General features: G+C 56.4%; 28 protein-coding genes. 15 read left to right on the top strand and 13 right to left on the bottom strand.

Going from position 1 to position 25,376, the window contains the following annotated elements:
* Positions 1 to 115 precede the first annotated feature (115 nt).
* The 6 genes from GOW92_RS11950 (at position 116) to GOW92_RS11925 (ending at position 7,653) form a co-directional block, all read left to right on the top strand.
* Positions 116 to 1,801 carry a Na/Pi cotransporter family protein gene (locus tag GOW92_RS11950; protein ID WP_170560845.1) on the top strand — a complete coding sequence of 562 codons (1,686 nt, stop codon included), beginning with the start codon at positions 116 to 118 and terminating at the stop codon, positions 1,799 to 1,801.
* Between the two features lie 50 nt (positions 1,802 to 1,851).
* On the top strand, positions 1,852 to 3,213 hold the full coding sequence (locus GOW92_RS11945) for a glutamine synthetase family protein (RefSeq protein ID WP_170560844.1): 1,362 nt from the start codon (positions 1,852 to 1,854) through the stop codon (positions 3,211 to 3,213).
* Positions 3,214 to 3,306: 93 nt separating this feature from the next.
* The gene (locus GOW92_RS11940) at positions 3,307 to 4,689 is read left to right on the top strand and encodes an aldehyde dehydrogenase family protein (RefSeq protein WP_170560843.1); all 1,383 of its coding nucleotides are present in this window, start codon (positions 3,307 to 3,309) and stop codon (positions 4,687 to 4,689) included.
* 67 nt (positions 4,690 to 4,756) lie between these two features.
* Complete coding sequence (locus GOW92_RS11935; protein WP_170560842.1) at positions 4,757 to 5,902, top strand: iron-containing alcohol dehydrogenase; 1,146 nt, start codon at positions 4,757 to 4,759, stop codon at positions 5,900 to 5,902.
* A 71-nt stretch (positions 5,903 to 5,973) separates the two neighbouring features.
* On the top strand, positions 5,974 to 6,813 hold the full coding sequence (locus tag GOW92_RS11930; RefSeq protein ID WP_170560841.1) for an EamA family transporter: 840 nt from the start codon (positions 5,974 to 5,976) through the stop codon (positions 6,811 to 6,813).
* A 69-nt stretch (positions 6,814 to 6,882) separates the two neighbouring features.
* Positions 6,883 to 7,653, top strand: coding sequence for an alpha/beta hydrolase (locus GOW92_RS11925; RefSeq protein WP_170560840.1), 771 nt, complete (start codon positions 6,883 to 6,885; stop codon positions 7,651 to 7,653).
* 18 nt (positions 7,654 to 7,671) lie between these two features.
* On the opposite strand, the gene GOW92_RS11920 is transcribed toward GOW92_RS11925, so the two are convergent.
* From GOW92_RS11920 to GOW92_RS11910, 3 genes are all read right to left on the bottom strand, one after another.
* The gene (locus tag GOW92_RS11920; protein ID WP_170560839.1) at positions 7,672 to 7,953 is read right to left on the bottom strand and encodes a hypothetical protein; all 282 of its coding nucleotides are present in this window, start codon (positions 7,951 to 7,953) and stop codon (positions 7,672 to 7,674) included.
* 1,137 nt (positions 7,954 to 9,090) lie between these two features.
* Positions 9,091 to 11,049: a DNA topoisomerase IV subunit B gene (parE, locus tag GOW92_RS11915; protein ID WP_170560838.1), complete on the bottom strand. Its 1,959-nt coding sequence runs from the start codon at positions 11,047 to 11,049 to the stop codon at positions 9,091 to 9,093.
* Positions 11,050 to 11,207: 158 nt separating this feature from the next.
* A complete protein-coding gene (locus GOW92_RS11910) occupies positions 11,208 to 11,762 on the bottom strand; it encodes an NYN domain-containing protein (RefSeq protein ID WP_170560837.1) in 555 nt (184 codons plus the stop codon).
* Positions 11,763 to 11,946: 184 nt separating this feature from the next.
* On the opposite strand from GOW92_RS11910, the gene GOW92_RS11905 reads away from it, so the two are divergent.
* Positions 11,947 to 12,555, top strand: coding sequence for a carboxymuconolactone decarboxylase family protein (locus tag GOW92_RS11905; protein ID WP_170560836.1), 609 nt, complete (start codon positions 11,947 to 11,949; stop codon positions 12,553 to 12,555).
* A 6-nt stretch (positions 12,556 to 12,561) separates the two neighbouring features.
* On the opposite strand, the gene GOW92_RS11900 is transcribed toward GOW92_RS11905, so the two are convergent.
* Complete coding sequence (locus GOW92_RS11900) at positions 12,562 to 13,437, bottom strand: alpha/beta fold hydrolase (RefSeq protein ID WP_368040281.1); 876 nt, start codon at positions 13,435 to 13,437, stop codon at positions 12,562 to 12,564.
* A 126-nt stretch (positions 13,438 to 13,563) separates the two neighbouring features.
* Between GOW92_RS11900 and ppk2 the strand changes: the two genes are divergently transcribed.
* Together ppk2 and GOW92_RS11890 are read left to right on the top strand one after the other, a co-directional pair.
* Positions 13,564 to 14,487, top strand: coding sequence for a polyphosphate kinase 2 (gene ppk2, locus GOW92_RS11895; protein ID WP_170560835.1), 924 nt, complete (start codon positions 13,564 to 13,566; stop codon positions 14,485 to 14,487).
* A gap of 124 nt (positions 14,488 to 14,611) precedes the next feature.
* Positions 14,612 to 15,964: an MATE family efflux transporter gene (locus GOW92_RS11890; protein WP_254453018.1), complete on the top strand. Its 1,353-nt coding sequence runs from the start codon at positions 14,612 to 14,614 to the stop codon at positions 15,962 to 15,964.
* An 11-nt stretch (positions 15,965 to 15,975) separates the two neighbouring features.
* On the opposite strand, the gene GOW92_RS11885 is transcribed toward GOW92_RS11890, so the two are convergent.
* Both GOW92_RS11885 and GOW92_RS11880 read right to left on the bottom strand, forming a co-directional pair.
* On the bottom strand, positions 15,976 to 16,377 hold the full coding sequence (locus GOW92_RS11885) for a hypothetical protein (protein ID WP_170560834.1): 402 nt from the start codon (positions 16,375 to 16,377) through the stop codon (positions 15,976 to 15,978).
* Between the two features lie 10 nt (positions 16,378 to 16,387).
* The gene (locus tag GOW92_RS11880) at positions 16,388 to 17,590 is read right to left on the bottom strand and encodes a pyridoxal phosphate-dependent aminotransferase (RefSeq protein WP_170560833.1); all 1,203 of its coding nucleotides are present in this window, start codon (positions 17,588 to 17,590) and stop codon (positions 16,388 to 16,390) included.
* Positions 17,591 to 17,681: 91 nt separating this feature from the next.
* On the opposite strand from GOW92_RS11880, the gene GOW92_RS11875 reads away from it, so the two are divergent.
* From GOW92_RS11875 to GOW92_RS11865, 3 genes are all read left to right on the top strand, one after another.
* Positions 17,682 to 18,074, top strand: coding sequence for a helix-turn-helix domain-containing protein (locus GOW92_RS11875; RefSeq protein ID WP_170560832.1), 393 nt, complete (start codon positions 17,682 to 17,684; stop codon positions 18,072 to 18,074).
* A 35-nt stretch (positions 18,075 to 18,109) separates the two neighbouring features.
* Complete coding sequence (locus tag GOW92_RS11870) at positions 18,110 to 18,328, top strand: succinate dehydrogenase assembly factor 2 (protein ID WP_174822513.1); 219 nt, start codon at positions 18,110 to 18,112, stop codon at positions 18,326 to 18,328.
* 78 nt (positions 18,329 to 18,406) lie between these two features.
* Positions 18,407 to 18,904, top strand: a complete 498-nt coding sequence (locus GOW92_RS11865) for a MarR family winged helix-turn-helix transcriptional regulator (RefSeq protein WP_170560830.1) — start codon at positions 18,407 to 18,409, stop codon at positions 18,902 to 18,904.
* On the opposite strand, the gene GOW92_RS11860 is transcribed toward GOW92_RS11865, so the two are convergent.
* The 3 genes from GOW92_RS11860 to GOW92_RS11850 are packed head-to-tail and all read right to left on the bottom strand — an operon-like array spanning position 18,905 to position 20,753.
* Entirely contained in the window at positions 18,905 to 19,627 is a 723-nt protein-coding gene (locus GOW92_RS11860) for a DUF1194 domain-containing protein (RefSeq protein ID WP_170560829.1), read from the bottom strand.
* Positions 19,624 to 20,328: a DUF1194 domain-containing protein gene (locus tag GOW92_RS11855; protein ID WP_170560828.1), complete on the bottom strand. Its 705-nt coding sequence runs from the start codon at positions 20,326 to 20,328 to the stop codon at positions 19,624 to 19,626. Before GOW92_RS11855 ends, GOW92_RS11860 begins: the two co-directional genes overlap by 4 nt.
* On the bottom strand, positions 20,325 to 20,753 hold the full coding sequence (locus GOW92_RS11850; RefSeq protein WP_170560827.1) for a VOC family protein: 429 nt from the start codon (positions 20,751 to 20,753) through the stop codon (positions 20,325 to 20,327). The genes GOW92_RS11855 and GOW92_RS11850 overlap by 4 nt, the downstream gene beginning before the upstream one ends.
* Positions 20,754 to 20,928: 175 nt before the next feature.
* On the opposite strand from GOW92_RS11850, the gene thyX reads away from it, so the two are divergent.
* Positions 20,929 to 21,840, top strand: a complete 912-nt coding sequence (gene thyX / locus GOW92_RS11845; RefSeq protein WP_170560826.1) for an FAD-dependent thymidylate synthase — start codon at positions 20,929 to 20,931, stop codon at positions 21,838 to 21,840.
* 228 nt (positions 21,841 to 22,068) lie between these two features.
* Here the strand turns inward: thyX and GOW92_RS11840 are convergent, their stop codons facing one another.
* Positions 22,069 to 22,275, bottom strand: coding sequence for a cold-shock protein (locus GOW92_RS11840; RefSeq protein WP_138839651.1), 207 nt, complete (start codon positions 22,273 to 22,275; stop codon positions 22,069 to 22,071).
* A gap of 216 nt (positions 22,276 to 22,491) precedes the next feature.
* On the opposite strand from GOW92_RS11840, the gene GOW92_RS11835 reads away from it, so the two are divergent.
* Positions 22,492 to 22,809: an ArsC/Spx/MgsR family protein gene (locus GOW92_RS11835; RefSeq protein ID WP_170560825.1), complete on the top strand. Its 318-nt coding sequence runs from the start codon at positions 22,492 to 22,494 to the stop codon at positions 22,807 to 22,809.
* Positions 22,810 to 22,848: 39 nt separating this feature from the next.
* Positions 22,849 to 23,217, top strand: coding sequence for a hypothetical protein (locus GOW92_RS11830; RefSeq protein WP_170560824.1), 369 nt, complete (start codon positions 22,849 to 22,851; stop codon positions 23,215 to 23,217).
* 1 nt (position 23,218) lies between these two features.
* Here the strand turns inward: GOW92_RS11830 and GOW92_RS11825 are convergent, their stop codons facing one another.
* From GOW92_RS11825 to bufB, 3 genes are read right to left on the bottom strand one after another with little or no spacing between them, the layout of a single operon-like run.
* On the bottom strand, positions 23,219 to 23,746 hold the full coding sequence (locus GOW92_RS11825) for a DoxX family protein (protein WP_170560823.1): 528 nt from the start codon (positions 23,744 to 23,746) through the stop codon (positions 23,219 to 23,221).
* Complete coding sequence (locus GOW92_RS11820; protein ID WP_170560822.1) at positions 23,743 to 24,504, bottom strand: HvfC/BufC family peptide modification chaperone; 762 nt, start codon at positions 24,502 to 24,504, stop codon at positions 23,743 to 23,745. The genes GOW92_RS11825 and GOW92_RS11820 overlap by 4 nt, the downstream gene beginning before the upstream one ends.
* Positions 24,501 to 25,358: an MNIO family bufferin maturase gene (gene bufB / locus GOW92_RS11815; protein WP_170560821.1), complete on the bottom strand. Its 858-nt coding sequence runs from the start codon at positions 25,356 to 25,358 to the stop codon at positions 24,501 to 24,503. Before bufB ends, GOW92_RS11820 begins: the two co-directional genes overlap by 4 nt.
* Positions 25,359 to 25,376: the final 18 nt, after the last annotated feature.

Genomic DNA, 25,376 nt, shown 5'->3' with positions numbered 1-25,376 from the left:
TGCGTCGGGATTGGACATCAATAAGCGACATCATTTATGCTCACGTCTGTTCCAAGAATAGAAAAACGAAACCGGAAGCACATTTGTGCGCACCGGTCGAAAGAGGTGTGAACATATGGCTATCGCGAGCTTTTTGATTGAGATTTTTGCCGCAACGATGTTGCTGCTGTTTGCTGTGCGTCTGGTGCGCACGGGCATTGAACGGCGCTTTGGCGCTCTGTTCCAGTCGATCCTGACACGCCACTCTAACAGCTTTTTTGCAGGGGGGGCTGGCATGGTTCTGGCCACTATCCTGCAAAGCTCGGCCGCCGTTACGGTTTTGCTGACTGGTTTCGCTGCGGCGGGGATGGTAACGTTTGGGATGGCGCTGGCGGGTGTCTTGGGCGCGGATTTGGGCGCGGCGCTCGTCATTCAGGTTCTGTCATATGATTTGGGCTGGCTTCAGCCCGCCTTGCTGGCATTGGGGGGCTGGCTGTATCTCAAATCCGAGCGGTCGAATGTACGGCTTATGGGACGGATCGTTCTGGGCGTCGCCTTTATCCTGATCTCATTGCAGTTCCTGCGCGAAGCAGTTGAGCCGATCCGCGAAAGCGCATTTCTGCCTGCAATCGCAGGGTATTTGGAGACTGACTATTTCAGCGCCTTTATCGTCGGTGCGGTGCTGGCCTTTGTGATGCACAGCTCGGTCGCGACGATCCTGATGTGCGTTGCTCTGGTCCAGATAGGCGCAATTCCCTTTGCGGCTGGGTTGTCGTTGGTGCTGGGGGCAAATCTTGGTTCGGCCTTTATTCCGATGTGGCTGACCCGCGATATGACCGTGACCGCGCGGCGTATCCCACTGGCCAACCTGCTATTGAGAGGCAGTGCGGCGCTAGTGATGCTGATCGTTGTCAATGTCGGCGGATTGCAAGACGCCCTGATGGTGACAGGCCCGGCGCAGTCGCTGATTTTTGCACATATCGGATTTAATCTGGCGGTATTCTTGCTCGCCACAGGCTTTGTGAACCAGTTGGAACAGCCAATGGCGGTTCTTCTGGCAGAACCCAAGGTCGAGACCAATGCACTGGATCAGTTTTCGGATGCACTGACCCCGCTCGGCGATCCCAGTGGCGAAAGGGCCAGCGTTGCGATGTCTTCGGTGCGCCACGAGCTGTTGCAGATGATTACGCAGGTCGAACGCATGTTCCGCCCGGTGCTGGATATATACGAAAAGGATGACAGCGACGCGATTTCTGCGCTTTGGCAGCAGGATGAGCGGGTCAATACGCAACTTACCGAAATACGTCGTTTCGTCGCCCGCATGCCGCGTCAGAACATGAGCAAGGCACAGGTAAAGGCCGCGCGGGCGTTGGTGGAATATGCCATTCGTCTTGAGGCTGCCGGCGATGTCGTTTCAAACCGGATGACCCGGACGGCGCAGATCAAACACACGGAACGTTCGGAATTTTCGGCGCAGGGCTGGAAAGAGCTGAAGGATTTGCACGCCGCCATTCTGGAGAGTTTTTCGCTGGCACGCCACGTGCTGTTGGTGGACGACATGGATTGTGCGCGGCGACTGGTTCTGGATAAGGCCGAGGTCAAGCGGATGTCGCGCGATAGCCGTAAGGCGCACCTGAAACGGTTGGAGCGCGGTCAGACCGAGAGTTTTCAGTCCAGCGATCTGCATTTGGAAACCCTGCGATCAATGCGCGATTTGCACGGGCACATCGCCGCCGTCGCCTATCCGATCCTCTACAAAAGCGGTCAGGTTCTGGAAACGCGCCTGGTGATGGAAATGGAAAAAGAAGCCAACGATGACTGAAGGCAGGTAATCGAAACCGAGGTCTCTCTGAGTGACAAAGGATACCAATGATGGGCAATGAAGCGATTTTGGCCGATCTGAAAGCCAAATTCGAAGCGGGCGAGGTCGACACGGTACTGGTTTGCATGGTGGACATGCAGGGCCGGCTGATGGGCAAGCGGTTTCACGCAGGTCATTTCGTGGCAGGAGCGTGGGAAGAAACCCATTGTTGCAATTACCTGCTGGCCACGGATCTGGAGATGGGCACGCCGGATGGCTATGCCTCGACCAGTTGGGAGCGGGGTTATGGCGACTATGTCATGAAGCCCGACCTCAGCACCTTGCGGCCAGTGCCCTGGTTGGAAGGAACTGCGATGGTGATGTGCGATGTGCTTGATCATCACACGCATGAGGAAGTGCCGCATGCGCCGCGCTCGATCCTGAAGAAACAAGTCAATCGCCTCAAAGCGATGGGTTATGACGCGATGTGCGCCACCGAACTAGAGTTTTTCCTGTTCGAAAAAAGCTTTGACCAGATCCGCAAGGAAGGCTTCCGCGATCTGGAGCCGATCTCGGGCTATAATGAAGATTACCACATCCTCCAGACCACAAAGGAGGAGCACGTGATGCGCCCGATCCGCAACCATCTGTGGAATGCGGGGATTCCGGTTGAGAATTCGAAAGGTGAGGCCGAGACTGGGCAAGAAGAACTGAACATCAAATACGCCCCGGCCATGGACACGGCCGAGTACCATTCAATCGCTAAGAACGCGGTGAAAGAGATCGCCTGGCAACACGGTCACGCTGCGACATTCCTGCCGAAATGGCATCACGACAAGGTCGGCAGCTCCAGCCACGTACACCAATCGCTATGGGCGGACGGCAAGCCTGCCTTTTATGACGTTGATGATGCGTTGGGCATGTCGGCGCTGATGAAAAACTATATGGCTGGTTTGTTGAAATACGCCGGTGATTACACCTATTTCATGGCGCCTTACATCAACAGCTACAAACGCTTCATGAAGGGAACCTTTGCGCCGACGAGGATTATCTGGTCGGTAGACAACCGCACGGCGGGGTTCCGTCTGTGTGGGGATGGGACGAAGTCTGTGCGGGTCGAATGTCGAATTCCGGGATCAGATATGAACCCCTATTTGGCGATGGCGGGTATGCTTGCCGCCGGGATAGCCGGAATCGAAGAAGGTCTGGAATTGCAGCCGCCGACCAAGGGCGATGTCTATCAGGGTGACACAGGCATGATCCCAGGCAACCTGCGCACGGCGCGGGATGCGCTGCACGGATCGGCAATGCTGCGCGCGGCTATGGGTGATGATGTGGTCGAACACTATGCCCGTGCAGCGGAAGTTGAGATCGAGGAATTCGAGCGCGTTGTGACCGATTGGGAAGTTGCCCGCGGGTTTGAGCGGGCTTGAGATCGGGTCAGGCTGGGGCGCTGCCCCCACGCCCCCGGGATATTTTTAGCCAGACGAAACAGTGATCCTGTTTCTTTCGGAAATGGAGTGGTTATGGGGCAGATGTTGAAATGTGTCTCGCCGATTGATGGGTCGGTTTTTGCTGAACGTGAGGTCCTGTCGCAAGAAGCGGCCTTTGAGGTCGCGGCTCGGGCGCGGGCCGCACAGGTCGATTGGGCCGCGCGTCCTTTGCAGGAGCGTATTGATCTTGTCATGGCCGGTGTGGCCGCTGTTGGGGCGATGAACGACGAGATTGTGCCTGAGTTGGCGCATATGATGGGGCGTCCGGTACGCTATGGCGGAGAGTTTGGCGGCTTTAACGAGCGCGCAAGCCACATGGCGGAGATCGCCGAGGCATCCCTGGCCGATATCGCGGTGGGCGAGGATGAGACCTTCAAAAGGTACATCAAACGCATCCCGCACGGTGTGGTCTTTGTGGTAGCACCGTGGAACTATCCCTATATGACGGCGATCAACACTGTGGCGCCGGCGCTGATTGCGGGGAATACCGTTGTCCTCAAACACGCAACACAGACTCTGTTGGTGGGCGAGCGCATGGCGCGGGCTTTCCATGCGGCTGGTGTACCGGAGGACGTGTTTCAAAACGTTTTCCTAAACCATGATGTGACCAGCGACCTGATTGCGGGCAACGCCTTTGACTTTGTAAATTTCACCGGATCGGTCGGTGGCGGCCAAGCGATGGAGCGCGCGGCAGCGGGAACCTTCACCGGCGTTGGGACCGAGTTGGGTGGCAAAGATCCGGGCTATGTCATGGACGATGCCGATCTGGATGCTGCCGTGGAGACGTTGATTGACGGCGCAATGTTCAACTCGGGCCAATGCTGCTGCGGGATCGAACGGATTTACGTCCACGAAAGCCTGTATGATGCCTTCGTCGCCAAGGCGGTTGAGGTTGTGAAGGGCTATAAGCTGGGCAACCCGCTGGATACTGAGACGACAATTGGTCCGATGGCCAATGTACGTTTCGCCGACGAAGTACGCGCGCAGATCGCCGAGGCTGTCGAAGCGGGGGCCGTGGCCCATATCGATACATTTGCTGAGGATGATGGGGGCGCTTACCTGACACCACAAATCCTGACCGACGTCACGCACGACATGCGGGTAATGCGGGACGAGAGTTTCGGTCCTGTGGTCGGCATCATGAAAGTGTCCTCGGATGACGAAGCCATCGCTTTGATGAATGACAGTGAATTTGGTCTGACAGCCAGCCTGTGGACCCGAGAGGTAGACCGGGCCGCACGGGTGGGCGATGCAATCGAAACCGGAACTGTGTTCATGAACCGCGCGGATTATTTGGATCCGGGCCTGTGCTGGACCGGTTGCAAGAACACCGGGCGCGGCGGCGGGCTATCCATAATCGGTTATCACAACCTGACACGTCCTAAATCCTACCACCTGAAAAAGGTCACGGGCTAAGGGCAACGGCCTGCCCGGTTCAGACCCCCTCGGCCGGGCAGGTCTCAAATTACAAAGGAAACCTGACATGTCACTTGTTGGAAACTGGTCCTATCCGACCGCTATCAAATTCGGCGCAGGCCGCATCAAGGAACTGCCCGAGGCATGTGCTGCCGCTGGTATGAAAAGGCCGTTATTGGTCACCGATAAAGGGCTGGCCGATCTGCCGATAACTTCGGCAACGTTGGATATTATGGAGGCCGCAGGGCTGGGTCGCGGGCTATTCAGCGACGTGGATCCCAACCCGAACGAAAAGAACCTTGAGGCAGGTGTCGAGGCCTATAACGCTGGCGGCCATGATGGTGTGATCGCCTTTGGCGGCGGGTCCGGGCTGGATTTGGGCAAGATGGTTGCCTTTATGGCGGGGCAGAAACGCCCCGTTTGGGATTTCGAGGATATCGGCGACTGGTGGACTCGTGCCGACGCGGATGTGATCGCGCCAATCATTGCTGTGCCCACCACCGCCGGAACCGGATCTGAAGTTGGCCGAGCCAGCGTCATCACCAATTCTGAAACCCATGCAAAAAAGATCATCTTTCACCCCAAGGTTCTGCCTACGGTAGTGATCTGTGACCCTGAATTGACAGTGGGAATGCCCAAATTCATCACGGCGGGTACGGGGCTGGATGCGTTCGCACACTGCGTTGAGGCCTATTCAAGCCCGCACCACCATCCGATGAGTCAGGGCATTGCGCTGGAGGGCATGCGGTTGGTCAAGGAGTACCTGCCGCGCGCTTACGCAGATGGCACCGACATAGAGGCCCGGGCACAGATGATGTGTGCTGCGGCCATGGGGGCGACCGCCTTTCAGAAAGGTCTGGGCGCAATCCACGCCATGAGCCATCCTATCGGCGCTGTGTTCAATACGCACCACGGCACCACCAATGCGGTTTGCATGCCCACTGTCCTGGAATTCAACGCGCCCGCTGTTGCCGACCGGTTCCAGGCTGCTGCCGCGTATTTGGGTATCGATGGTGGCTTTGATGGCTTCCGCGCCTTTGTGCAAGAGTTCAACGATACGCTGGGCATCCCTCGGAAACTGTCCGATCTGGGTGTGACCGAGACCGCGATCCCCGAACTTGTCAACGGCGCGATCATTGACCCTTCCTGTGGTGGGAACCCAATCGAACTGACCGAAGAGAACCTGACCACGTTGTTCAAAACCGCATTGTGATCCGTCTCTTGCTGTGCAAATGACGAAACCAGCCCATATTCCGGGCTGGTTTTAGTGCGAAAGGTTCGGATGTGACCCTGTTTGTCATCGCCATCATTTTGACGGCAGCGTTGTTGCATGCGGTTTGGAACGCCATCGTCAAAACGGCTGCCGATCGTACGACCACTTTGGGGCTAGTCGCTTTTGGCCATGTTATCCCGGCGACAGCCATGATCATGCTGCTGCCGCTGCCCAGTGCCGAAAGCTTTCCATATATCCTGATCTCGACAGTCGTGCATTTCGGCTATTACTACATGCTGGGAAAAGCCTACCAGCACGGGGACCTGAGCGTCGTTTATCCCATCGCGCGGGGTATCGTGCCCGCGCTGGTCTCGCTTTGGGCTATGATCCTGGTGGGCGAGGTGCTGCCGGTGCAGGCGTGGGGCGGGATCGCTCTGATCGCGCTTGGTATCCAGCTCAGCAGTTGGACGGCCTTGCGGTCCGGTGTCGGACGCTGGGCGCTGGGGTTTGCTCTGGGTACAGGGTTTTGCATCTCGATTTATTCGGTCGTGGATGGCATCGGGGTGCGATTGTCGGGGAATACTCTCAGCTATTGGGCATGGGGTGCGTTCCTGCATCTGTTCATTGCGGGCTTTGTCGGCATCAAAAAAAGGGATACGTTGGCACAGCTTCCGACCAAGGTCTGGATGATCGGAATCCTCGGCGGGCTGGTGTCAATGACGGCCTATGGACTGGTGCTTTACGCCAAGAATTTCGCGCCGCTGGGCGCGGTTTCGGCACTGCGCGAAACCTCAGTTATCTTCGCGGCGTTGATCGGGTTTGTCTTCCTACATGAGGGCAATTGGATGCGGCGACTGGGTGCGGCGATTTTGATGGCGGTTGGCGTCGCCTTGATCGGCATGTCCGTCTGACACCGACGGCCTTGCCGCTTATGCCTTTCGTCTCGCATAGTGGATGTGACTGACGAGAGGGCGTTTTTCATGACCAAAGAGATTGTTCTGATCCACGGTGCATTTGCCGGACCGTGGTGCATGACGGATTATGCTGAGTTTTTTCGCACGCATGGCTGGACGGTACATACGCCTGCGCTGCGCTATCATGGTGGGGACCCAAAGGCCGAACCTGATCCGGGTCTGACAGATACCAGCGTCATGGACTACGCAAACGACATTGCGGATTTCGTGCAGGGGCTGGACAGCAAGCCGGTCATCCTTGGCCACGCTATCGCAGGCGTGGTGGCGCAGCAGGTTGCGTCACGCGGACTGGCCAGTGCCATTGTCCTGATAAACCCAAACGCGCCGTGGGGAACGTTGCCAGAAACCGACGATGAACGCGCTATTCCGCGCGCGCTGATGGAGGGTGGGGCGTTCTGGAAACAACCCATGCGGGTCGAGTTCGACCTGATGGCACCCTTCGCATTGAACAAGATGCCCGAGGCGCAGCAGCATGAGGTGTTCGACCAGTTGGGGGCCGAAAGCGGCCGGGTCATGTTCGAGATGTTCTTCTGGATGTTCGACGATCACCACGCGATGAAAGTCGATATCGACAAAGTCGATTGTCCGGTGCTGATCGTGTCGGGAACCGAGGATCGGGCGGTCAATCCCGACACCTGCCGTGCGCTGGCCAAGCTATACGGAGACCGCGCAACTTTCTTGCCCGTGGAAAACCACGCGCATTTTTTGTTCATGGAACCCGGCTGGGAACATCCCGCCGGGCAGATCGCGGATTGGCTGGAGACGAAGGTGGGTTAGACCACCCGCCTTTTCAGGTCAGCGATTGACCTGAATACCGCTCTCCGGCTTCCACTTCATGGCACCGTCGCCGCCCTTGATGCAGCGCAACAGGTGTTCTTCTCGCGCGTTGGACGTTTCGGTCACGGTGTTGTTGCCAGTGATCACAACATAGGCGTCCACCGAAAAAGCGAGCCCGTTGTAATAGCAGAACCGTAACTCTGCCCCGACCGGAATAGGCGATGCGCCGATCAGCGACTGCTGCGCGCTTGCCTGACTGGCCAGCAAAGCAAGGGCCAGCCCGAGGGTTAGTGCTTTCATGTTGTCCTCCCGTTCGAAATATTTGTTCGTTCAAATTGGGTCTTGGACGCTCGGATCCTCAAAATTTGTTCTTTGATGACAATTGCGCGCAAGTGTGAACGGGATCAACGGGTTAGGCAAGGGGGGTGTTTACGGGCTTGTTGTAGGGACCTCCTGCGCTGTCCGGCCAATGCTTAATGCAAAGCATCAAGCACGCGCCCGACCCACACCGCGAGTACTACGACTGTGGCTCTGTTGAATTGGTGTTTAAGACCACTTGGAATCAACCAAGCGATGGGAGCGAGCATCATTCCCGCGCCTTACATTGATTGGATGTCCGTCAGTTTAACTTGGTAGGCGTACTGACGCTTACTCCGGAGATTTTCGAGTATTGGTCAAAGCTTAATATCAGCCGGTATTCGTTTATCAATTCGTAGCCAGTTAGCGACGAGAGCCAGGATGGATTAACTTCTCTATACTGCTCGATAGACCAGCGCGCGGTTACTTGGTAAATCGGCTCAGTGTCGAAGCGCGGCTGAAAATTTTGGGACCCTCGCCTATTCAGACCACGAAAGCGAAACTTTTGATACTGCAACCATGTCAATGTACGGTCAGCGCTCCCTAGGCTACTTGCGAGGCGAAACACGCACACTTCTGCACCTGAGCCTGTGCCAACTCTATCCCAATCCAATTTAAGTAAGTTTGGCTCTTTTTTCTCGCGCTCGCTCTTTTCCAAACAACTTTTAACGTTTGGATATTGCCACAGAGCTAGCCAGTATCTCATCCATCGGGGGTGCAATTTATCCACAACTTTTCCCAAAAATAGAAAGGGATCGGTTTCTTGATTGGCTAAGTGATTATATTCAATAGTGCAGCTATCGTCGGAGCGGCAACTTTCCCAGAAATCAACGGGGTTTTTTTCTGCAAGAACAGTAAACCCGCTACAAACCCACACGACTGAAGATGCTATTGCCAAGATCTGAGCGCGCTTAGTTATCATTGACCTTACCGAAACATAGCAAAGAGTATTTGGAAGCTCTGCTACCAACGTAAAAGTCCGAAAAGTTGATGCCAGTCAGAAATACCCTACCAGCTATAAGTGCTATCTATATTGTTCAAAACGCAAGTAATTGATCAACGAAGCATGATGCCCGTTGATCAAACATCCAACTCCTCCACAAACCGCGCGTTCTCCTGAATGTACTGGAACCGCAGTTCCGGTTTTTTGCCCATCAGGCGTTCGACCAGGTCGCCGGTCTCGCCGGGTTCATCCTCGTCGATGGTGACCCGGATCAGTTTCCGGGATGCCGGGTCCATCGTGGTCTCTTTCAAGTCCTTGGCATCCATCTCACCCAGACCCTTGAAGCGGGATACGTCGATCTTGCCCTTGCCGCCCAGACCTTTCTCAAGCCATTCGTCCCGCTCGACCTCGTCCAGACAATAGACGCGCTTGGCGCCCTGGGTCAGGCGATAGAGGGGCGGGCAGGCGAGGTACAGGTGACCCGCGTCGATCATCGGGCGCATCTGGGTGAAGAAGAACGTCATCAGCAGCGCCGCGATATGCGCCCCGTCCACGTCCGCGTCGGTCATGATAATAATCTTGTCATAGCGCAGATCGTCGACGTTGAACTTGGTGCCAAGCCCCACACCCAGAGCTTGGGTCAGATCGTTGATCTCGGCATTGGTGCCCAGTTTCGAACTTGCCGCGCCCAGCACGTTCAGGATCTTGCCGCGCAGAGGCAAAAGGGCCTGCGTTTTGCGGTTGCGACCCATCTTGGCTGAACCGCCCGCAGAATCGCCTTCGACGATGAATAATTCCGTGCCGTCGCGTGTTGAACTAGAACAGTCCACCAACTTGCCGGGGAGACGAAGTTTTTTAGTGGCGGACTTTCGTTGTGTTTCCTTCTCGGCGCGTCGGCGCAGACGCTCCTCAGCCCGCAGGATGAGGAAGTCCAAAATCGCTCCGGCGGATTTCGTGTCCGCGGCCAGCCAGTTATCGAAATGGTCGCGGACCGAATTTTCCACCAGCCGCTGGGCCTCGACCGTCGCTAGGCGATCTTTGGTCTGGCCCACGAATTCCGGCTCACTGATGAAACAGGACACCAGTGCGCAGCCACCGGCGATAAGGTCATCGCGGGTGATTTGTGTGGCCTTCTTATTGTTGATCAGCTCGCCGTAAGCCTTGATGCCTTTGAGGACCGCAGCCCAGAACCCGGCCACATGTGTGCCGCCTTCAGGCGTAGGGACGGTGTTACAGTAGGACTGGATGAACCCGTCGCGCGAGGGCGTCCAGTTGATCGCCCATTCGACCTTGCCGGGGGTGCCGAACTTTTCCCGAAAGTCCACGGTGCCGGCAAAGGGTTGCTCGGCATAGGTGGACGAGCCGTTCATCGTTTCTTTGAGGTAATCAGACAGGCCGCCGGGGAAGTGAAACGTGGCCTCGGTCGGGGTTTCGCCATCGTCGATGGCAGATTTCCAGCGGATTTCGACGCCCGAGAACAGGTAGGCCTTGGAACGGATGGATTTGAACAGCCGCGCCGGTTTGAACTTGTGGTGACCAAAGATCTCTTCGTCAGCGTGGAATGTCACGGTTGTGCCACGCCGGTTGGGCGCTGCGCCGACCTTTTCCACGGGGCCAAGTGGGATGCCGCGTGAAAAGCGCTGTTCGAACAGTTGTTTGTCTCGCGCCACCTGAACGACCATTGAATCCGACAAGGCGTTCACAACCGACGCACCCACGCCATGAAGACCACCTGAAGTCTGATAGGCTTTACCCGAGAATTTACCGCCCGCGTGGAGGGTGCATAGAATGACCTCTAGCGCCGATTTGTCTGGGAATTTCGGATGCGGATCGATCGGAATGCCGCGGCCGTTGTCGCGCACGGTCAGGGCGTAATCTGCGTGCAGTTCAACCTCAATCCGGTTGGCATGGCCTGCGACGGCTTCGTCCATCGAGTTATCGAGGATTTCGGCCACCATATGGTGCAGAGCGCGTTCGTCTGTGCCGCCGATATACATGCCGGGGCGTTTGCGGACCGGTTCCAGACCTTCAAGCACCTCGATCGAGGAGGCGTCATAAGTTGTGGTCGCTTCTGGCGTCAACAGATCGTCGGGCATGGGTGCTGCTCTTGTTTTTGGGTTTGGTCCCATTATGGCAGGTGATGTGGTCCGGGGGAAGAGGCGCGCGAAGTGTTGTGTGCGGTTTGTCGAGGGCAATGCGCCCTGATTGGGGGCTGAGGTAGAGCGTTATGTGATTGTCTTGGTTGAAGCCATGTTCACAGCGACAGCCAAACAGCCCCGTTCCGATAACCACCCCGAACAAGCTCTTTGGCCTGCAGTACATCCGGATAGTCGTCGGCCCAATCACGAAAACGGTCGTTTGTAACGATGGTCGCGCCAAGATCGCGCGCGACCTGCAGAACCAGCGTATCGGCGGGCGTTCCCTTGGGCGCGACCATTACGCGATCAACGGGCAATCCAAGCAGAGCCGCAAGAGTTTTGTCCTTCATGTAACGATCCGAAATTTTGTAGCCGACATTTGCGTCGAACACGACGCCGGGTGTCAGGCCGGTCGCGATCAGAGCGTCTACAACCTCGCGCACGGTGGCGATGTCCGGAACGCCATCTCGCCAATGCAGAACATTTGATCCATCGACCACAGCCCAATTCTTTGGATCCTTGGCCGTGCGCAACCATTTCCCGAGCAGTAGTATCGCGCTCGCAACCACGCAAGGGCCTGCGACCAGAACCCAATCAGCAAACGTAGGATAGGACAGGGTCGCGATCAGGCCGCAGACAGACAGGCCGAAAAAGAACAGAAGAAAGCGCATAGCTGCAATTCATTATTGAAATGGTGTGTTCGCCGACCTGTATCAGGTGGCCGGGGGCAATGCCCAGAGCATGTCGGCTCAGGCAAGTTTTTTCTTTGGCAGGCGTGTCTGCCGAGGGCTCGCAATGTTGCTGCATTCTGTTTAGATTTGGCCGCAAAAGCAGATAGATACGGGAGGCAACAAGATGAGCTGGATCAGAACAATCCCTTTTGATGAGGCAACAGGAAAACTCAGGAAACTGTATGACCGTGTTACCGGCCCGGGCAACAATGTCGACAACATCATGATGGTGCACTCGTTGCGACCACATTCGATGGAAGGCCACATGGCGTTGTACAAGAATGTTCTGCATCATTCGGCCAACACGATCCCGAAATGGTTTCTTGAGGTTCTGGGCGTTTGGGTCAGCGCGCTGAACAAATGCAGCTATTGTGTCGAGCACCATTATGGCGGTCTGCAGCGTCTGTTGGACGATCCTGCGCGCAGCCAGGCCATTCGTGAGGCGATTGAGGCAGGTAAACCAGAGGGTGCTCCGTTGGATGCGGCCCAGATCGAGGCCATGCACTATGCACGCAAATTGACCGAGACCCCGGCGGAGATGAAACAGCAAGACGTGGAAGCTTTGCGTGCGGCTGGATGGGACGATGGCGAGATACTCGAAATCAATCAGGTCTGTTCGTATTTCTCTTATGCGAACCGAACCGTATTGGGGCTGGGGTGTTCCACAGACGGCGACATATTGGGCCTGTCCCCCAACAACTCAGATGATCCAACGGATTGGGGGCACCGGTAATCGGACTTAACGCGCTATCCAGCCTATGATTGCCTGCGCCACTGCCTCGGGTTGCTGATGGTGCAGCCAATGATCCGCGTTTGGAATGTCGATACGCGTAAGTTCCGGAACGAACTCTTCCAGCCCTTCAGTCGATTCAGGCAACAACGCCTTATCTTCGCACCCCCACAGCAGCAGGTGGGGGCAGCGCACGATCAAGCGGTCCTTGGGCAGTTCTGGCAAGTCTGTGCGCGGGGCACCGGGTTTCGCGACCACCAGCGGCGAAGCCCGGTACCAGTTTAACATGGTCTCCAGTCGTCCGGGGCGCGCCCATTCAGTGCGATAGTCCTGCATTTCCGCGTCCGAAAGCCAGTCTGTGCCCATCCCGAAACGAAAGAACTGTTCGAGCTTGGCGAAATTGTCCGCCGACAAGTGCTCTGCGGCGTTTGGTTTGCGCAGGGCATTAATGTATTGCGAAGCCTCAGACTGTGCGCCTCCAGCGGCCATGGCCCGTTGGAACGGCACAGGATGGACACCGTTTGCGATGATTAACCGGCTCACCAATTCGGGACGGAACATGGCCAGCCCATAAGCGACGGACGCGCCCCAATCATGGCCGAGCACACAAATCGGGCGAGCGAAACCCTCAATCAGTGTCGCCATGTCCGAGACCAGTTTCGACAGGGCATAGTGGCCGACGCCTTCTGGCGCCCAGCTTTGGCCGTAACCGCGTTGATCGGGGGCGATACAATAGAAGTTCGAAGACAGATGTGGGGCCAGATCCCGCCACGCGCCGCCATATTCGGGAAACCCGTGTAGCATCAACAAGGGCGGAAGATCGGGGTCCCCCCAACTGTGCAGATGAAAGCTATGGCCAGTAAGATCAACGAACTTGTTTTCCACAACCTAAGCCCTTTGTTGCGACCGATTAAACACGACCAGAAAGATGCAAAACCTTGATGCCAATCAAAGCGGATTTTTCACCCATCTGCTAGGCGTTTTCCGGACAGTGAGATAAGGAGACCCTGAATGGAAATAGTTCCGCAGATCGAGAAAATCCAAGAACCTGCCAACCTGTCAGCGGTGGTCAATACCGCACCGACAGAACCTAGCCCCGAGAAGATTCGTCAGGCCTTTGAAAGCGGCAAGTATCCTTATGGCCGCAAGATGGCACGTAAAGCCTATGAGGCGGAAAAGGCGCAGCTGCAGGCAGAGTTGCTAAAGGTGCAGCTGTGGGCGCAGGAAACTGGCCAGCGGTTTGTTTTGCTTTTCGAGGGCAGAGACGCCGCCGGCAAAGGCGGAACGATCAAACGTTTCATGGAGCATTTGAACCCACGGCAAGCACGTGTCGTTGCCTTGAATAAACCCACATGGGAAGAGAAAGGGCAGTGGTACTATCAGCGCTATGTACAGGAACTGCCAACGGTTGGTGAGATGGTTTTCTACGACCGGTCCTGGTACAACCGCGCCGGGGTTGAAAGGGTGATGGGGTTTTGTTCTCCGAACGAATATCTCGAGTTCATGCGTCAAACGCCCGAGTTGGAGCGGATGTTGGTACGCTCTGGCATCCAGCTGTACAAATACTGGTTCTCGGTCACACAATCCGAACAACAACGCCGGTTCAAAAGCCGCGAAACCGATCCGTTGAAACAGTGGAAGCTGTCGCCGATCGATAAAGCCAGCCTAAATAAATGGGACGACTATACCGAGGCCAAGGAGGCGATGTTTTTCTATACCGACACTGCCGATGCACCATGGACCATTGTCAAGTCGAACGACAAAAAGCGTGCGCGCCTGAATTGCATGCGCCACTTTCTGTCAACGCTAGACTATCCGGACAAGAACGCTGATGTCGTCGATAGCCCCGATCCTTTGATCGTCGGGCAAGCGCATCACGTGATCCAGCACTCGGAACATATTCTGGGCAGTTCACTGCATCCGGAAACGGTTTGAGCCGAGGCCCTTGGCTCATGAGCAGAAAATTGAACCGAAGGATCTAGTCTCAAGGTGAAATTTCGTCGTTCGCCTCTTGTCCCGGCCTCAGGCCGGGCATATGGCTGATGCGATGAACAAGGTGATGACATATCGTGCCCACTTTCGGGCTATCGCAGTCCTGGGCGTGCCGCTAATCGGCGGGCACTTGGCCCAATTCGCTATTGGACTGACCGATACAGTCATGCTGGGTTGGTACGGAGTCGAGGCATTGGCCGCGGTCACGCTGGCCAGCAGCTATTACTTTGTACTGTTCCTGTTGGGTGGTGGCTTTGGTTTGGCGGTCATGCCCATGGTGGCTACTGCCGCTGCTGAAGAAGATGAAACCAGCATTCGCCGGTCGACCCGCATGGGGCTGTGGCTTTCGTTGCTTTACGGGATGCTGGTGATGCCTTTGCTATGGTGGTCATACCCTATTCTGATCGCGGCAAAACAGGACCCGCAAGTTGCCGAAACTGCGTCAGAATACCTGCGAGTTGCTGGATGGGGGTTGTTTCCAGCGCTCGTCGTCATGGTGTTGAAATCCTACCTGGCAGCATTGGAACGGACCCAGATCGTTCTTTGGATCACTGTCGCCGCGGCAGTGGTTAACGGTGTGACCAATTATGCGCTGATCTTTGGCAATTGGGGCGCGCCGGAACTGGGCGTGATGGGTGCAGCGATTGCTTCGGTCGTGACGCAGACTGTGTCTCTGGTCGCTGTCATATTCTACGCAGTGCGAGTCTTGCCAGAGCACAATTTGTTCCAAAGGTTCTGGCGCCCTGACTGGGAGATGCTGTTCAGGGTGCTGCGGTTGGGCATTCCCATTGGGTTTACATTGCTTGCCGAGGTGTCGCTTTTCGCCATGTCCGCCTTCATGATGGGGTGGATCGGTCAGGTGCCATTGGCGGCTCATGGGATTGCACTGAACCTAGCCTCGGCCACATTCATGGTGCATTTAGGCCTATCCAATGCGGCCACGATCCGCGCCGGGAACGCTCTGGGTCGAAGAGACCGCGCGCATCTTGAAAAAGGTGCAATTGCGGTGACGGTGATGTCTCTGCTGGTCTCCGTTCTGACGGTTACCTTGTTTTTGACATGCGCAGAGCCATTGATTTCCATATTCTTGGAGCCTGACGATCCGCAGCGCCCCCAGATTCTGGCTATCGGCACGGGCCTTTTGGCCATGGCTGCTCTGTTCCAGTTGGTCGATGGGGCGCAGGTGATTGCGCTGGGGCTGTTGCGCGGATTGCAGGATGCCAAGGTGCCAATGGTGATGGCCGCACTCAGCTATTGGGTCGTCGGGATCCCAGCGTCTTATTTCTTTGGCTTCGTGCAGGGGATGGACGGGATCGGTATCTGGTTGGGCCTTGTCCTTGGCCTTGCCTGCGCGGCCGTTCTGCTGATGGCGCGATTCTGGATGCGGTCAGTCCGTGAAGTCGGCGTGCCAGCCGAGTAAACTGCGGCTAATCACTCTTTGCTGAACCTGTCTGCCTTTTTTCGCACCAGCACGGTGCGCAGATCATGCATGGCAAGCAGCAGCCGGTCGGTTACCTCTTCCAACTGCTCGGGTGTAGCCTTGGATTGTGCCCATTGCGTGGTCAGGTTCAGATAGTCGACCGCGCGATGGATATCGTCGATATCGCGCTGGGCAAGCAACGCTTTGCGCGCTTCCATCCAACGGGCAATCTCGGCCTTATCCGCATCGGTCAGGGTGCGCTGGCCCTGCGGTTTCACTTCGCCGTTTCGGATGTTGATGACTGCAATCTGATCCATCTCGATCCGGCGCTGGCGGTTTTCAGTGTCGATCTTGAAAACCGCGGCGCCGTTTTCGCGAACGCGGAAATAGTATTCGGGCAATTCTGAAGCCATGTCCGGATACTCAGGTCAATGATGCGCAAAAGCGCTGGATGCGGGTGCAGGCTTCGGTCAATGCCTCGTCCGAGGTGGCATAGCTGACGCGAAAATTCGGTGACAAGCCAAAGGCCGCGCCGAAGACAACGGCCACGTCCACCTCTTCCAGCAAGGCGGTCGCAAAGGCCTCATCCGAGTCGATCACGGTGCCTGTAGGCGTGGTCTTGCCGATAAGTCCAGCAATTGAGGGATAGACGTAGAACGCCCCCTCGGGCGTCGGGCAGCTGATGCCGTCGATTTCGTTCAACATGCGAACAACCAGATCACGGCGGCGTTTGAACGTTTCGTTGTTGGGGGCCAGGAAGGATTGCGTCCCGTTCAGCGCCTCAACTGCCGCCCACTGGCTGACCGAGCAGGGGTTCGAAGTCGACTGTGACTGAATCTTTCGCATCGCGGCGATGATTTCGACCGGCCCCGCCGCATAGCCGATGCGCCAGCCGGTCATGGCGTAGGCCTTTGAAACACCATTGCAGGTTAGCGTCCGGTCATACAGGCGAGGTTCAACTTCCGCCGGGGTGCAGAATTCGAAACCGTCATAGGCCAGGTGCTCATACATGTCGTCGGACATGACCCAGACATGCGGATGGCGCATAAGAACATCGGTCAGTTCTTTCAGCTCTTCACGGCTGTAGCCTGCACCAGTGGGGTTCGACGGTGAGTTGAAGATAAGCCATTTGGTTTTTGGTGTGATCGCGGCCTCAAGCTGATCTGCAGTCAGTTTGAAATTGGTCTGGATCGACGTTTCCGCAATGACCGGAGTGCCCCCCGCCAACAGCACCATGTCAGGATAGGAAACCCAATACGGCGCTGGGATCACAACCTCATCGCCCTCGTTCATCGTGGCCATCAGCGCATTGTACAAGGTTTGCTTGCCGCCGGTGCCGACCGAAATTTGTGCAGGCGTATAGTCCAGCCCATGGTCACGCTTCATCTTGGCGCAGGCCGCTTGCTTCAACTCAGGGATGCCGTCGGGCGCGGTATATTTGGTTTTGCCCGCCGCAATGGCCGCAACGGCCGCGTCCTTGATGTTTTGCGGCGTGTCAAAGTCGGGCTCACCCGCGCTTAGGCCGATGACATCGCGCCCGGCAGCTTTCAGCTCGGCCGCCTTTGCCGTGATCGCAATCGTGGGCGATGGCTTTACGCGTGACAGTGTCGCAGAAAGGAAACTCATGGTCGGCCTCGGTTTGTATGTTCAGCCTGACTGTCATAGGGTGCGCCGGAATGACGATCAAGCGATATGAATTAAGGAATTGGAGACCCCGATGAACGACGAGAACGACTGGTATGGACCGGACTCAGCGACATTCGGGGACAGGCTGGCCGGGGCACGCGAAGCGGCCGGTATGACGCAAGCCCAGATGGCCCGGAGGCTTGGGGTCAAAAAGGCGACAATTGCAGCTTGGGAAAACGATCTGTCCGAGCCGCGCGCAAACCGCCTGTCGATGATGGCGGGCATGGTCAACGTGTCGATCATGTGGCTGCTGACCGGCGAAGGCGAGGGGATGGATGCCCCGATGGAAGCGGAAGAGGGCGCGCCCGAATTGGCAGATGTCGTGGCCGAGCTGCGTTCGATCCGGGGTGAGATGCGCGCCAGTGCAGAACGGGCAGCGAAGCTGGAAAAACGGCTGCGCCTGATGCTGGAGCAAAGCCGGTGAACGAACCTCGGGACGTTAGAATTAAACGCCTGAAGATGCGATCTATGCGGCGTGGGATCAAGGAAATGGACCTGATCCTGTCAGCCTATGCTGACCGAAACCTTATGGATATGGATTCGTCAGGTCTGGATAACTATGATGCGTTGCTGCACGAAAATGATCAGGACCTTTATCAGTGGGTCACAGGGCAGGTGCAACCGCCCGAAACTTATTCCGAATTGATATCGGACATCGCGCAGACCTTTCAAAAATAAAAGAAAATCCAGCTTAACCGATTTTTCGGGATTTGCATTCATCCTGCCTGAAACAGCGCGACTGAATCGGAGGGTCGGATGAGTATGGAAATGCAGGTCTCCGCACTGGGAACCAAAGGGTTCATGACCAGCTATCTTGAGGCACTTGCCTTGGTGGAACGGCTGCACCGGCTGCTTTTGGACGTCATTAAGGATGAGTTTGAGCGTGTTGGCGTATTGGAAATCAACGCCGTGCAGGCCCTGCTTTTGTTCAATATCGGTGACCACGAGGTTACCGCGGGCGAATTGAAAAGCCGCGGGTATTATCAGGGCAGCAATGTCAGCTATAACCTGAAAAAGCTGGTCGAAATGGGGTATATGCACCACCAAAGATGCGAGATCGACCGCCGATCCGTAAGGGTTCGATTGACCCCGCGCGGTCGTGAAATACGCGATGTGGTATCCGAGCTATTTTTGCGTCACGCTGAGGGGCTGCAAAATCGCGGCGTGTTGGGGCTGGAAGGCATCGATGACATCACCACATCCCTGCGACGGGTCGAGCGGTATTGGACGGACCAGATCCGCTACATTTATTGATCATGGGTGCAGGATATCTGTGGCGTCGGATAGGGTTAAGCCCTCCAACTCGCGTACCAGTTTTCGGGTCATCGCGTCTTCATAGGCTTCAAAGCCCAAAGCCACTTCGACGAATGCACCGGGCCCCAGGATCACCCAAGTGTTGTAGTAGGCGGAAAGCTCACCAACCTGGACATACCGTTTGTCGCCATGGCTGGGATCGTCGGCCCCGATCACCAGCCCGTTGATCGTGATGCCGGTACCCAGAAGCTCCGCCTTCACGCGGCGCGGGTGCGGACCCAGATTGTGCTTCCCGTCCCCGGACAGATCCAGTGTGCGTTTCCAGCAATTCGGTTGCTGCGACAGCAGATCTGCTCCGAACTGCATTGCCGAACCGACGGCCGTGCCTTGTGGTGCGTTACTGCGCTCGGCCTTTTTCAAAAGGCCGCTGATCTCTTCGAGGTCTTGGTTCCTGCGAATCTCGGTCCAGTTAACCAACATTCGCTGATGGCGGGTTTCGCTCCATTCGAAGATCGCCAGCCGTATGGGCGCGCCAACGTCTGACAGGATCAATTGAACAACCTCGGGGCGTCGTAGTGCGGCAGCCAGACCGCCGGTTTGCAGCCTATACTCGCGGCTGTCGACGGAACCGGACACATCCAGGCCCAAAGCTAGCGCTTGCCTGCATTCCGATGCGACAGGGCAGGCCAGTAGGGTAAAAACGGTAGACAGGAGACGGATCATCGGTGCGCATCATCCTGCAAAACGCCGATCTGCAGACCTTTCAATTCCCGTTCCAGCTTGCGACGCATCGCGCGTTCAAAATCATCGAACCCTTGCGCAATCTCGAGAAACGCGCCTGGGCCGTGGAGAACGTTGTTTTCGAAAAACGGGATAAGGAACAGTTCGCCTTCAAAATCAGCAGCATTGATTACCAACCCGTTGACGACGACGTTTTGGAAGGGAAAGTGCCGGTACGCCGAGTCCGGCCCGTAGCCATCATTGTTTGAGCCATCCCCTGACAGATCAATGGTGTTGAACAGGCAGGGCGGTGCTTGCTGCATCAAGGTCGCGCCAAATGCCAAGGCATAGCCCATTGCCGTGGCCGAGCCGCTATCCGAACGAACAGATTGTTGCACTGTTGAGGCTGCGACCAACAGATCGGTCTCAGTGTTGATCATAGTCCAGTTCAGAATAACGCGTTGGGTGGTGCGACCGCTCCACTCATACACGGCCAGCGCAACCGGTGCGGGCGAGGAAAAAAACGCCTCGACCACTTCCGGCGCGATCAATGCAGCCGCCAGACCCTGCCGCTGCAAAACGTCTTCGTTCTCGTCCACGGAGGTCGAGATATCCATGGCGAGCGCTAGTGCAAGCCGGCAAGTCTCGGCCCGTAGGGGGCTGGCCAGAACGGCCAGACCCAGTGCTATCAGCCAGCGGATCACCAGGTGCCGGTGCTTTCCATGCTGGCCCAGGGTTCAGCTGGTGCCAGCGCTTCGCCGTTTTGCAGCAGTTCGACTGAGATATTGTCCGGAGACCGAACAAACGCCATACGACCATCGCGCGGTGGGCGGTTGATAACGACGCCGTTGTCCTGCAGGTGCTGACAAACTTCGTAGATGTTATCCACACCGTAGGCTAAGTGCCCGAAATGGCGGCTGTCGCTGGGCAGACTATCGTCGCCGTCCCAGTTGTGCGTCAGTTCGATAGGCCGATCCTCTTGCCCCGGGGGCGCCATGAAGATCAGCGAAAACCGGCCCTGTTCGCTGTCATACCGGCGGGTTTCCTTCAGGCCCAGCAGTTCATAGAACGCGATCGACTTCTCCAGATCCTTCACGCGGACCATGGTGTGAAGATATGTCAGCCCCATTGTGGCTTCCTTTCTATTCAGGTGATGCGCTGCAGCTTAGCGCGCGGACCAACCGTGTCGAGGGGCAGGGCGGACACAATTTGGAAATTGCGACGCTGGGTGCACATGTCGCGGTTCCGGTCAGCGAATTGTCGAGATATAGTGGTGGGCGACTCATTGCTGGAAAGGAACTTTCATGCCGCTGTCCTCTGACCAACTGGCCGAGATCGAAGCGCAACGGGCGCAATCGCATCCAACACGCCGCGTTGTAGCCGAGGGGATGGAAGACCACCTCTATACCGCGCATCAGGTGCTAGACCACGGCTTTGTACGCGTGATTGATTACATGGGGGATGACGCAGCAATTTGTCAGGCGGCACGTGTGTCTTACGGCAAGGGTACCAAATCGGTGCAGAACGATGAGGGTCTGATCCGCTATCTCATGCGGCACTGGCATTCGACCCCATTCGAAATGTGCGAGATCAAGTTGCATGTCAAACTGCCGGTCTTTGTCGCCCGACAGTGGATTCGTCACCGGACAGCGAACGTGAACGAGTATTCCGCGCGCTATTCGATTCTGGACCGAGAGTTCTATATCCCCGCGCCGGACCATGTGGCCGCACAATCCGAAGTGAACAATCAAGGCCGGGGCGACGCCTTGCAAGGGGAAGAGGCGGCCCGCGTTCTTGAGATGCTCAAGGCCGATAGCGCGCGGTGCTACGACAATTACGAAGCGATGATCAACCAGGATGGTCAACAGGGGCTGGCACGTGAACTGGCGCGGATGAACCTGCCTGCGAATATCTACACGCAGTGGTACTGGAAGGTCGACCTGCACAACCTGTTCCACTTCCTGCGTCTGAGGGCGGACCCGCACGCTCAGTACGAAATCCGGGTTTATGCCGACATGATGTGCAAGATCGTCGCGGATTGGGTGCCATTCGCATACAAGGCGTTCGAAGACTATCGTTTGGGTGCTGTCAATCTGTCGGCACAGATGGTCGATAGCCTACGACGGATGCTGGCGGGCGAAACTGTGACACAGGAAAACTCGGGCATGACTGCGCGCGAGTGGCGCGAGTTCGAGGCGGTGATCCGCGAGGGTTAACGCCGACATAGCCCTAACCTCTGATGCCATGACGACTTTCAAAGGTCGCATGGCATCGATCTTCTGCATGATTTGGGAGCGTTCCAAAGTTGTAGAGTTCGGCGAAAACACAACAATTCATGCCGATACCAAACCGGCACGAGGATAAGGTTTCCAACCTTCCAGAATGGACAACGGCCGGAAATTGGCCGTTGGCCTGCTTTTAGTACCCGCAGATGACGGGGTGTTTTATAACGGCTTCAAATCAGAGGCCATTTGGCGGCCGTCACGTCCGTCTTGCAGCTCGTACGAGACTTTCTGATTGTCAGCGAGTCCGGTCAGACCGGACCGTTCTACGGCCGAGATATGAACAAAAACGTCCTTGCCACCTTCGTCAGGGGCAATAAACCCATAGCCTTTCGTGGTATTAAACCATTTCACGGTGCCAGTTGGCATTTCCCGTGTCTCCTTCTACTTACACGTTGTCCCACAAAATTGGTGGGGGCAGTGGTTGACGTAACCACAACGCATCACCGCTTCGCCCACACGACGCGGCCCGAATTGTGTGTTTCGTCTTTTTCAACATTGCACGGTGAAGTAAAAAATCAAGAATTACCGAATGAAACAGGCAAAAATGCTAAGAATTCATACAAGTACAGGAGCAGCCCCAAAATGCGTCTTTATGGTCTGAAAAACTGCGATACGTGCCGTAAGGCATTGAAATCAATTGACGATATCGAGTTCGTGGACGTTCGGGTGCAAGGAGTTCCCGATTTTGTGCTGGCGAAGGCGTTTGATGTGTTCGGCGAAGCTTTGCTCAATACCCGCTCCACAACTTGGCGTGGATTGGACGCGGATGAACGCGCGCGGCCACCTTTGGAGTTGTTGAAGGAACACCCGACTTTGATGAAGCGCCCCTTGATCGAAAATGACGGCACGTTGTTGTTGGGGTGGACCGCGGACACAAAGGAAAGCCTTGGTGTTGCGTGATCGGGCACTTATGTGTCTGACGTAAAGATGAGGGTATAAATGCGCAACGCATCAATGATTTTGGGCGTCATTGCCGGACTGATCGGGATGATTGTCGGTTTTTTTGGCTATGGCTATGTCGCATTCATAGACCACTACGGTGAGATTGAAGGGCTAGCTGAACAGGTGGACAATGCTCAGTTCATTCAGGCCGCTTCCATTATCGCGCCTCTGCTTGCTATCGCAGGCGGCGCAATGGCGCATTCGCGTGCTCTGATCGGTGGGATATTGCTGCTGATTTCAGCGGTCGGGATGTATTTCGCGTTTGGTTTCAATGTCTTTACGATGTTCCCGGTGGCCTTTGCAGCTGTGGCTGGCATCCTTGGGCTGGCCGCGGGAAAACCGGACGAGCCCAAGGCACATTTCTAGGTCACTTGATACGCAGGATTCGGTCGAGTGAGAGCGGACCTGCGCCATTGATGACGATCACAAGCAAGACGAATGTCCAAAGCGTACGCTGGTCCAGCACGTTGGGTGCAGCCGTGAAGAAGCTGCCCAGCGCCGCCCCGTGGCCAGTGACGTCGACGATCGTCTGGACCCAGACGAAACCGATCATGCCCAATGCGGCAAACCGCGACAGAAGCCCGATCAGGATCAACGCAGGAAGCAGAAATTCTGCCCATGTTCCTGCGACGGCAATAGCCCAATGGAAGATGCCCAGTTGCGAACTGTCATAGCTGACCGCTTCCATTGCTTTAGGAAAGATCTGCACATAAGCCCCGTCCGACGGGAAAAGAAAACCGAAAAAGCCGCTTCCAAGTTTGGTCGTGGCCGAATTCCAGTAGTAAACCAACAGGGTTGCCGCAAATACCAGTCGCGCCAGGGTCGGCGTCAACCAGCCAGAGGTCATTTCCAACCTTCCCAGCGTATTGTTGTGCAATGAGATCAGGGCAGTCATGTTGCCAGCCTTTCGATAGTCACAGAAGTTATTGCGCCGCCCTGCAAAAGCAGCGCCAGAGTGGCCCCAAGGTCAAATTCGGGGAAGTCGGCAGAGGTTTTTTCGAACGCCTCGCCAATGGTAAGCCCGGCTTGAACTCGAGCGATCCAGTCCGCTCCGCCTTTTGGCAGCAAATGCGGGGCAGGATCGAATTCGGGCCGGGTGATCAGGACGTCTTCGGCCCCGGGCGCGGGTTTAGGCGCACCATCTTCGGTATTGAATCGCCAGATCGAATACAGCGGCCATTCCGAACGAAGAACCGTCATGGAGGGCGCAAACTCCAGTTTGGCCAAAACGATTTCTTCTGGTGGGACGGCCAGCGCATCCGGCGGTGCAGCCTGACTGTCCGCCGCGTGATAAGATCGGCGCAAAGCCAGTTCCAGATGTGCAACGTCAGCGAGGTAGCCGAGATGAGACAGCTGCTCCATCCCTGCAAGAAACTCGGGAAATTCCTCACCATAGAACATCATCAATGGTGAAGAAGGGGGGTGTTTGCGCAGGAAAAGCCCGGCAAGCCCGTCCATGTTTTGCGGTCCCAAGAGCTTTGCGATCACAGGGAAGGCCTGATGCATCGCTTCGGTCAATGAAACCGCCACGTTGTTGCGATAGACGCTGAACCGCCGCCCGGCGGGGCGTTCCTCGGCATCCCACAGTCCTTCCGGAACAACCGCCGACGGGTCTAGCAGGGCTGCGCGGAATGTTGTTTGCGAAACGCTCATGCGGGAATGCGGTCCAGTGCCGCTTGCGCCCGGTCAGCTTCGGTCCGAAGAACGTGCCATTCGGGTACATCCGTATCCCATTCGATCAGAACGGGTTTTGGGCCGGAACGCTCTAACACGTAGTCCAGCAACGCCCAAACCGGATCGACGACCTCTCGACCGTGGCTGTCGATCAGCAACGGACGGCCGTGGTCGTCTTCGTCCTCGTCATGGCCGCCAAGGTGGATCTCATGGACGTTGTCCAGCGGGTAGGCATCGATATAGCTCTGCGGGGAAAAATTCAGATTTGTAGCTGATACAAAGACGTTGTTCACGTCCAGCAAAAGCCCACATCCTGTTCGACGAGCGATTTCCCGCAGGAATTCAGGCTCGGACCAAGTGCTTTCCTCAAATGCCAAATAGCTGGAAGGGTTTTCCAGCAGCATTTGCCGCCCGACAGTATCCTGAATCTTGTCGATATGCGCACAGACGCGGGCCAGTGTTTCGTCTGTATAGGGCAGGGGCAGAAGGTCGTTCAGGAAGTGACTGTCGTGGGTCGACCATGCCAAGTGTTCGGAAAAGCTGGCGGGGTTCAACCAACCAACAAGGTGTTTCAGCCGCGCCAGATGATCGGCATCCAGGGGGCCTTCGCCACCGATAGAAAGGCCGACGCCGTGGACCGAAATGGGAAATTTTTCAGAGAGGTGGCGCAATTGCGCAAGCGGCCTGCCGCCATCACCCATGTAGTTTTCTGCGTGAATCTCAAGCCAGCCGACAGGATGGGCATGGTCCAGAATCTGGTCATAATGCTGGGGTTTGTACCCGACACCGGGCACGGCGGGCAGCCTGTTTGATCGAAGTGAACTATCCAGCATGTACAAATCCTCCGGTCA

Origin of the sequence: Ruegeria atlantica (genome assembly GCF_013032505.1) — a bacterium.
Lineage (GTDB): Bacteria > Pseudomonadota > Alphaproteobacteria > Rhodobacterales > Rhodobacteraceae > Ruegeria > Ruegeria atlantica_F.
The sequence above is the reverse complement of the archived record's forward strand: the minus strand, read 5'-3'. Positions and strand labels throughout refer to the sequence as shown.